Genomic DNA, 8,422 nt, shown 5'->3' on the forward strand with positions numbered 1-8,422 from the left:
AAGAAGTCGTAAAAGACAAAGATTCAGGCACTGACTATCAGACGAAGACAGACGAGTTGCGTCCACCAACTCTGAAAACAAAAGACGGTAAGGTTTATAAGTTGGTACCAAAAGGAATATATCCAATAGGCTCTGTTGACGAAGACGGCCGTAAAGAGGATAGTTCACCAGCAGGTGGAAAAGTTACAGATAAACACCAAACCGTTACTTATGTCTATGAAGAAGTGAAGGGTGGCGAAGTCACAGCTCAGTACTATGTAGAGGGTAGCGAAACACGTCTCTATCCAGAAGCGTCTGACCAAAAAGATACAGTTGTCAAAGGGAAAGATACGCCAGTCGGCACACCATATGAAGACAAAGCCCCAGACAGCCTATTTGACGAAGATGGAATCGAGTACGAATTGGTCAAAGTAGGAGAGAAACCGACCCTAAAAGAAGGATCAGCAGCGACAACAGGCACAGTCAGTGACACTCCACAAACCATCAAATACCAATACCGCGCTAAAAAAGGTGGCGAAGTCGCAGCTCAATACTTCGTAGAAGGTAGTGAAACACGTCTATACAAAGACTACAATGACAAAACCGACAAAGTAGTCAAAGAAAAAGATACACCAGTCGGAACAAGGTACGCAGACGAAGCTCCTGAAACATTATTTGATGAAAACGGAATCGAGTACGAATTGGTCAAAGTAGATGACAAGCCAAGTCTAAAAGAAGGATCAGCAGAGACAACAGGCAGAGTTACTAAAACACCTCAAACTATCAAGTACCAATACCGCGCTAAAAAAGGTGGCGAAGTCGCAGCTCAATACTTCGTAGAAGGCAGTGAAACACGTCTATACAAAGACTACAATGACAAAACCGACAAAGTAGTCAAAGAGAAAGACACGCCAGTCGGAACAAGGTACGCAGACGAAGCTCCTGAAACATTATTTGATGAAAACGGAGTAGAGTACATCCTTGTAAGAAACGCAGATGGAAGTCCAAAAGTGAAAGCCAGCTCAGCAGAGCCGACAGGCAAGGTAGTTGAAGGCAAACAGGTCATCCAATACGAGTACAAGAAACGTGAAACGCCAACGGATAAACCAGGTAAGTACATTCCATACATCCCAGTCGATCCATCTAAACCAACTGATCCAAACGATCCGTTGACTCCTCCGGTAAATCCTTATACTGGTGAAAACGTGCCACCGGTTCCTTATGATGAAACACCAGAGAATCCAAAAGATGACCCACGTTTACCAGATATTGATGGCTTTGTCCCAGTTGATCCAAAAGATCCAAGCAAACCATTGCCAAAAGATCCAAATGGCAACTATATCCCACCAACACCAGAGAATCCGAAGGAAGATACCCCAATTCCGTATGTACCAGCCGGTTCTGTCACTGTTCACTATGTGGACGAAGAAGGAAATGTCATTAAAGATCCAACCGTTGATACACCAGAATCACCAGTTGGAACAGAGTACCATACAAACAAAGAGGGCAAAGAAATTCCTAAGGAAATCCCGGGTAAAGATGGTAAAGTCTACGAACTTGTCAAAGTTAAAGACGGTGATGTGGAAAATGGTAAAATTGTCAGAGGTATTACAACGGTGACGTACATCTACAAGTTGAAGGAAACTCCTCAAGAAGAAGGCGAGCTTGAAGTGAACTATGTAGATGAATCAGGCACTCCAGTAGCTCTCCAAGAACACAGCAAGGGCAAACCAAATGATCCATATACGACAACACCAAAAGAGATTGACGGTTATGAGTTAGTACGTGTAGAAGGTGATGAACCAAAAGGTAGTTACATCAATGGTAAGAAGAAAGTTACCTATGTGTATAAGAAAAAGACTTCACCAGTTGTAGAAAAAGGTTCTGTCATTGTTGAGTACAAAGACAAAGAAGGTCGCGTAATCACAGACAATACCAATGTTCACTACAATCAACCAGAAGGAACGGACTACAATACAAACACAGATGCCTACCGTCCGCTGTTCATCAAGGGGTACGATGGCAAGACTTACAAACGTGTACCAGTTGGTACCTACCCTATAGGAGCAGTTGATGAACAGGGTCACTTAGCGTCATCTAAGGAAGTAGCTGGTAAGGTTGTTGCCAATACAACTCTAATCGTAACCTACGTTTATGAGTTAGTGGAAGAACCAACTACTGTACCACCAGTAATGCCTCCAGTTACACCTGAGAAGCCAGTAACTCCTCCGGTGAAACCAGTTCCACCGGTAACACCTCCGACTACACCTGAAAAACCAGTGACACCACCAACCACTCCGGTGCCACCGACACCAGGCAAACCAGTAGACTCAGGTAAGCCGGTAGAACCAAGCAAGCTAGCTGAGCCAACACCACCAGCTGCCCCAAACAAAACTGCCCAACCAGCAGTACCTGCAAAGGCAGAATTGCCACAGACAGGTGATATGTCTGGAAAGGCTGCATTTGCATACGGCGCTGCTGCCCTTGGAATGGCTGCCTTGCTCGGACTAGGCAAGAAAAAATTAGACGATGAGAACTAAGATTATAATAGGAAGTCACTCTGGCAGCTATTTCAGTAATTTCTAATACTAACTCTATGAAAGCTAAGGAGAATCGTTTACCAGATACCGGCGATGCAAGTACATATCATGAATTTATTTGTATTGCAACAGCACTCGTGTAAGTAGCTTTAGGCATAATTAGTAAAAAAGAAAGGAAAAGAATAGCAAAAGATGAAAGAGCAAGAAGCTAGTTCGTGGTTCGATAGTAGAACCTTTATTTGTAAAAAATGTGGTCGAAAAATTACGACAGTCCAAGGGAAGTTAGATCGTAGGTCTGCATTTTGTAGTGCTCTTTGTAGCAGACGTTATTGGCGACATCCTGATAGACGATGTGGAGCAAGTGAATGTGCTTCGTAGCAATCTAATGATTTTCAGGGAGGAGAAGGCAAATGTCTTCTCCTTTCCTATTTTTTGATAGAAAATTTGTACTTGTCTGCAACTTCGATTTCGTTGTAACCGCTCCATACCGGAGTATATTGAAAAGTTCCAAAGTCGCTTTGACTCTGGGACTTTTTCCTATCTACAGTTGTTTTGAATACTTTCCGCCCATGGTAAATAAGCCTCTAGCATCTCCTTTTTAGCGAGGATCGTTCGGAAGGTGGTCTCGTAGTTGAGGCTATACTCCAAGGCAGTACCTAGTTTTGACCCTGGCAAGACAGCCTGCTCACGACACCAGTCAAAGAACTCATCCATCAAGGAAGCTAGCTCTGTCTAGCGTTTATGCAGACGCTCTTCAGTAGAGAGGTCAACCCAATCCTTCTCCAAGGCAAACAGACGGTCGCAATACCTTAACCCCTTAGCGCCTAAGGAAGCCTTGTCTACTTTCTTAGGAGTCGCCTCAAAGAAGACTGTCTCACATGAGTCCAACAGCCAACCAGCTGAGCTTGTATTAACTGTCTGTAGGCCGATAGCGGTTCGCAGTTAACCAAGCTTATCCTCACTTCGTTCTTAAAGCTTGGACTGCTATCGCATAGGCAGAACTAGGGAACTAAAGTTCCAAGTTACTGCCGTAACATATCATAAAGGACGTAGCCTGCATAATTCCCAAGAAATTCCTTCACAAACAAACCACTCCGTCGCTTATCATGATGATAAAGGGTAATCCCTTGTTCCTCATACTTGCCAGATAAGAAGGTCCAATAATTTTTCACGGAGGAGATGATAAAGTGGCTCAAAATGATTGAACTTGATATGCCAGTTTACGCTTTCCTTTCTTATGATTGGCAAGCCAAGATTATTGCAATCCTCTTCTTGGCAGTAGTTCGGTACCTTGAGGTTGAACTTCTGATGAATCGTATGGGCAATGATAGAAGCTGAATCGAAACTGTGCGCTAAAGGAGCCTTGACAGTCTTATCACTGAGATTCTTCTCGCTACAAGCCTGACACTTATAGGCATATTTGACATGATCAATCCGCATCAACTGCAACCAATCAACTTGTTCTGATGTTAGGGTTTTGACCTCATTTTCATTACTTGGCCAAGTCAGTTTCACATTCTCAAAACGCTTATAGAGCAACTAGAAACCTTGACCGTCCCAATAAAGTGCTTTGAAGCGGTCTTTGTGGCCACCACAGAATAAAAAGACTTGTCCAGAAAAAGGATCTAAATCAAACTGACGTTTAACCGGATAAGCGAGCGAGTCAATACCTTGTCTCATATCTGTTTTCCCATAAACCAAATAGACTTGCCCTAAATCACTGAGTTGAATGGTCATAGAGCAATACCTTATCTAAAATAGTTTTCAGTGTTTCTTGATGAAGAGATTGGGACAAGCTTTGTTCAAGTTTTCCAATACGCATTTTCAGCACCATCTCGTTTTTGTTTTTCTTATCAAAACGACGAGATTGGGGAACTTTCAAAGGAACAATCGGTTGTGTCATCAGTAGAGCCTCCGGTTCTATAGTATACTAGAGGGATGACTCAGAAGCGAGATACTTCGTTATGGGACGGTTACTTTAAGCACACAAGAGAGTTGGTTACTTGTGTTCGTGGGCATTGAGAGTTTTGGATATGGTGCTTAGGGAAGATGAGCTTGAGACACAAGAAGTTCCACCTTAGTATGGGAACGGTATTTGACAAAACTTTTAGGCAAGCAGAAGTTCGAAAAAGAATAGTTCATGCGTTTGGCGTGAGAAGTGATAGTTTTACTTGATAAATTAGATAAAGTAGTTTATAATTAGGATGTAGATGAGTAGTCGGCTCATAGTCAATCTGATATTAATCTTGGACATAGGGGTCAAGCGGTGGCGGACACCAGAACGAAATCCGATATTTAATCTTGGACAAAGTGCCAAGCGGTGGCAGACACCAGAAAAACCGACTAAATAGACGACTCACGATATGTGGGTCGTCTATTTTAATGGAGGGACGATGGTTAAAAGAGTAAATGAATATGGACGACCAAGTTTTAATGAAAAACTCAAATTAAAACGGTATCTTGGCAATATTCAGAGAGCAGCACGATTTTTTGAAGAACATTTCATCAATAAGTCCGTTGTATACTGTACATCTGAAGATAGAATTGAAGTCCGCTTTTCCTCAACTAACTTTATGCATTTATGCGGTATAACATATAAGAAGGGTAGTCACAGTTTCTTTGTAGATTCTTTAAATCAACATCTTATAATTGATGATATGATGATAAAAAAAGATGGCACGAGTTTTCAAAAATTACAGGTATTAGCTTCTATTACGGAAATTCTCGGTAGCTATGTTCATTTAACAGGAAGTGGTCGCTACCTTTATTTAGAGTTTGATTATGCTCTAAGAACTAAAAAGCAGATATTAGCTTTAACTTTGAAGGATATTAGCCAGAAAATTATTCCTCAATCTTTACTTGATTTAAAAAATCAAAAATCATTTCCAGTAGGAGTAAAAGTTGTTTGTATCTATAGTAAGGATATTAAAAGTGGAGTATTAACCCCGTATTTTATTGAATCTGGTAGTAAATTAGAAGACTATCTCCTATAAGATGATGGATTAAATGGTTTGTCAGCTGTTCGCTATATAATGTAGTGGACGGCTTTTTTGTTGTCTAAAAATTTTTGGATTTATTCGGACTGAAAGTTTCCTTTTTGTACCTAATAGGTAGAAGGAGTTTTCTAACTTCTAAGTTTATTTATAAGGAGATTGCCTGTGCAATTATCGCTATTTCATCATGGACAGACTAGTATACAGGCTACTACTCAGTACCTGCATAAAATAACTGCTACTGATGAACAATCTTTACTTTAAGTAGCTCGATTCGATCATGTTGCTGGAGAGTTTCACAACAACATACGTTCCAATGCCAATTTTATCTCATCAAATCGGATGTTTTGGTCATGGATATTGATAATGACCATAGCGAAAATCCTGACGAATGGATGACGGTCGAGCGATTAAAAGAACTCTTCGTGGATTATAGCTTTGCCTTAGTCACGAGTCGAAACCATATGACGGCTAAAGGTAGTAAAGCTGCTAGACCTAAATTCCATATCTACTTCCAAATCAATCAAGTGGTAGATAAGGACATCTATGTAGCCATGAAGGAGGAACTCTGTAATCAATACAAGTTCTTTGATGATAAAGCAAAAGATGCGGCACGATTCTTATTTGGAAATCCAAACGCACAAGTCTTATGGCATGACTCTTGGTTGACCATCGATGAAGATTTGCTTGATGAAACGACTATATCAGATGCGGAAGAAGACTTTGATGCAGCTTTCTACACATCACCTACTGGGCCAATCAATGAAGGCAGTCGAAACTCAACCATGTCTGTCTTTGCCGCAAAGATTCTGAAGCGCTTAGGTGTGACGCAAGAAGCACGAGATGGCTTTGATGAACAATCTCAGAAGTGTGTGCCACCACTTGAGAAAGCAGAACTTGATACCATTTGGGGCAGTGCCGTGCGATTTTATAACAAGACTATTAAGCAATCCCAAGGGTATGTATCGCCTGATGCTTATAACCGAGAAGCTATGCGACCTGATGACTATACCGATATTGGTGAAGCGGGACTCTTAGCTCGTGAATATGGAGACCGAATTGCTTTTACTCGTGAGACTGACTACCTTGCTTTCAATGGGAAACACTGGGTGGAAGACGAGCAGTTGGCTATGCGACAGGTTCATGTTTTCTTAGATGAGCAACTAGCAGTAGCAAATACTAATCTAGAGGATAAGAAAAAACGGCTCATCCAAACAGGTATTTCAGAGGAGCTAATTTTCAGGGGACTTAAAGCCATTGACGGTCTGAGTCAATCGTCAGCCTTTAAGGAATATAAAAAGGCATTTGACTTCCATAAATTTGTCATGAAGTATCGAGACTATCGCAACTTGTCAGCAATTGTCAAAACAGCCAAGCATATGGTTCGGATGAGTGTGTCTGAGTTTGATAACAATGAAATGTTGCTCAATACTCCTAAAGCCACCATTAACTTATCCCAAGGCTTAGCTGGTGTAAAAGATCATGACTCGGCTGACTATATCACTAAGATGGTGACAGCGTCACCAAGTGATAAGGGAAAAGGTTTGTGGCTAGAGACTCTAGTGACCTTCTTCTGTGGTGATCAAGAACTAATCGACTACGTTCAGATGGTGGTGGGTATGGCTGCTATTGGGAAGGTATATCAAGAACATTTAATTATCGCTTATGGTAGTGGGGCAAATGGGAAATCTACCTTTTGGAATACCATTGCTCGAGTACTTGGGAACTATTCTGGAAAATTATCGGCTGATGCTCTGACCATGAGTGTTCGACGAAATGTCAGTCCTGAGATGGCAGAACTCAAAGGCAAGCGTCTCATTATTGCTTCTGAGATGAGTGAAGGAATGAGACTCAACACTTCAATGGTCAAACAGCTCTGTTCGACGGATGAAATTCTAGCAGAGAAGAAATATAAAGCACCTTTCCATTTCGTGCCATCACATACGCTGGTTCTTTACACTAATCATCTACCTAAAGTAGGTGCGAACGATGATGGGATTTGGCGTCGTCTGATTGTCATTCCTTTTAATGCAAAGATTACAGGGAAATCAGATGTGAAGAACTTTGCGGACTACCTCTACGACGAAGCAGCACCAGCTATCATGACTTGGATTATCGAAGGTGCAGAGAAAGCTATTGCCTCACAGTTCAAATTCTCTCCACCAAAGGTTGTCCAAGAATCTGTAGAAGCCTACCGTGAAGCCAACGATTGGTTGGGACACTTTATTGAAGAATGTTGCGAAATAGAACCTGGATACAAGCAGAGGTCAGGGGAGTTATATGCGGCATATCGAGCGTACGCTACCAAACAAGGGGAGTATGTGCGAGGAACATCTGATTTTTACACTGCTCTGGATACGGCAGGTTTTGAACGGAAACGGACTCGTCAGTTCAATGCCATTATTGGATTGAAACTCATTGAAGAGGACTTCCTTGACTAGTGAAAGTCTCGAAAGTTGGATACAAAACTTTTCAAATTTGATTAAGCATTGAGTGTGGAGGTTATGGAAGTACCTGACAAAAGTTTTTAACTCTTGTTTTAATTTGGCTTCCACCATTTTTCCACCCAATGCGAGGAGATAACGTTACAAAAATTTAGTATTTACAAGGTTCAAAAATATTAACTGGTTAAATGTGGAGGTTTTGTAAGTCTATTCTATAAGTTATATAAAGGAAAAAATAAAATAAAAAAAATATATACTCGTGGTGCTAGTTAATCTCAAAGTATCTCAAATTATAAGCAAGTATAATTTGTTCAATTCTCAACTGCAATCCTGTTAAGCTTCTAGTTAATGTCTGTTCGACATCAAAAAGAGCACAAAGTTCTGAAAATCGAGTTTCAATAGTTCGTCTCATAGCCAACAATTTCCAATGATTATGTTGTTTAGCCCCTGTCATATTTTGACGCAA

5 protein-coding genes and 3 pseudogenes are annotated in these 8,422 nt (G+C 41.1%); 4 read left to right on the forward strand and 4 right to left on the reverse strand.

Annotation, left to right across the window (positions count from 1 at the left end; translation table 11 throughout):
- A partial coding sequence (locus ABPH35_RS09515; protein WP_368849768.1) for a MucBP domain-containing protein occupies window positions 1-2,519 on the forward strand: 2,519 nt, incomplete at its 5' end.
- A gap of 1,049 nt (window positions 2,520-3,568) precedes the next feature.
- Here the strand turns inward: ABPH35_RS09515 and ABPH35_RS09520 are convergent.
- The 3 genes and pseudogenes from ABPH35_RS09520 to ABPH35_RS09530 all read right to left on the reverse strand — a co-directional run.
- Window positions 3,569-3,965, reverse strand: a pseudogene (locus ABPH35_RS09520) (IS66 family transposase); the annotation flags it as partial.
- Window positions 3,966-4,058: 93 nt separating this feature from the next.
- Window positions 4,059-4,256, reverse strand: a complete 198-nt coding sequence (gene tnpB, locus ABPH35_RS09525) for an IS66 family insertion sequence element accessory protein TnpB (RefSeq protein WP_349989481.1) — start codon at window positions 4,254-4,256, stop codon at window positions 4,059-4,061.
- Window positions 4,237-4,422 carry a hypothetical protein gene (locus tag ABPH35_RS09530; protein ID WP_349989482.1) on the reverse strand — a complete coding sequence of 62 codons (186 nt, stop codon included), beginning with the start codon at window positions 4,420-4,422 and terminating at the stop codon, window positions 4,237-4,239. The genes tnpB and ABPH35_RS09530 overlap by 20 nt, the downstream gene beginning before the upstream one ends.
- A gap of 307 nt (window positions 4,423-4,729) precedes the next feature.
- Between ABPH35_RS09530 and ABPH35_RS09535 the strand changes: the two genes are divergently transcribed.
- The 3 genes and pseudogenes from ABPH35_RS09535 (at window position 4,730) to ABPH35_RS09545 (ending at window position 7,953) form a co-directional block, all read left to right on the forward strand.
- Complete coding sequence (locus ABPH35_RS09535) at window positions 4,730-4,870, forward strand: hypothetical protein (protein ID WP_349989483.1); 141 nt, start codon at window positions 4,730-4,732, stop codon at window positions 4,868-4,870.
- Window positions 4,871-4,912: 42 nt separating this feature from the next.
- Entirely contained in the window at window positions 4,913-5,512 is a 600-nt protein-coding gene (locus ABPH35_RS09540; protein WP_349989484.1) for a PBECR4 domain-containing protein, read from the forward strand.
- Between the two features lie 165 nt (window positions 5,513-5,677).
- Window positions 5,678-7,953: pseudogene (locus ABPH35_RS09545) on the forward strand (phage/plasmid primase, P4 family).
- Window positions 7,954-8,221: 268 nt separating this feature from the next.
- Here ABPH35_RS09545 and ABPH35_RS09550 read toward each other — a convergent pair.
- Window positions 8,222-8,422: pseudogene (locus ABPH35_RS09550) on the reverse strand (IS982 family transposase); the annotation flags it as partial.

Source organism: Streptococcus handemini, from assembly GCF_040984445.1.
GTDB lineage: Bacteria > Bacillota > Bacilli > Lactobacillales > Streptococcaceae > Streptococcus > Streptococcus handemini.

What these genes read in the sequence shown, in the direction of transcription:
- tnpB (WP_349989481.1), bottom strand. Translation starts at nt 4,256, where the DNA reads ATGACCATTCAACTCAGTGATTTAGGGCAAGTCTATTTGGTTTATGGG.
- ABPH35_RS09530 (WP_349989482.1), bottom strand. Translation starts at nt 4,422, where the DNA reads ATGACACAACCGATTGTTCCTTTGAAAGTTCCCCAATCTCGTCGTTTT.
- ABPH35_RS09535 (WP_349989483.1), top strand. Translation starts at nt 4,730, where the DNA reads ATGAGTAGTCGGCTCATAGTCAATCTGATATTAATCTTGGACATAGGG.
- ABPH35_RS09540 (WP_349989484.1), top strand. Translation starts at nt 4,913, where the DNA reads ATGGTTAAAAGAGTAAATGAATATGGACGACCAAGTTTTAATGAAAAA.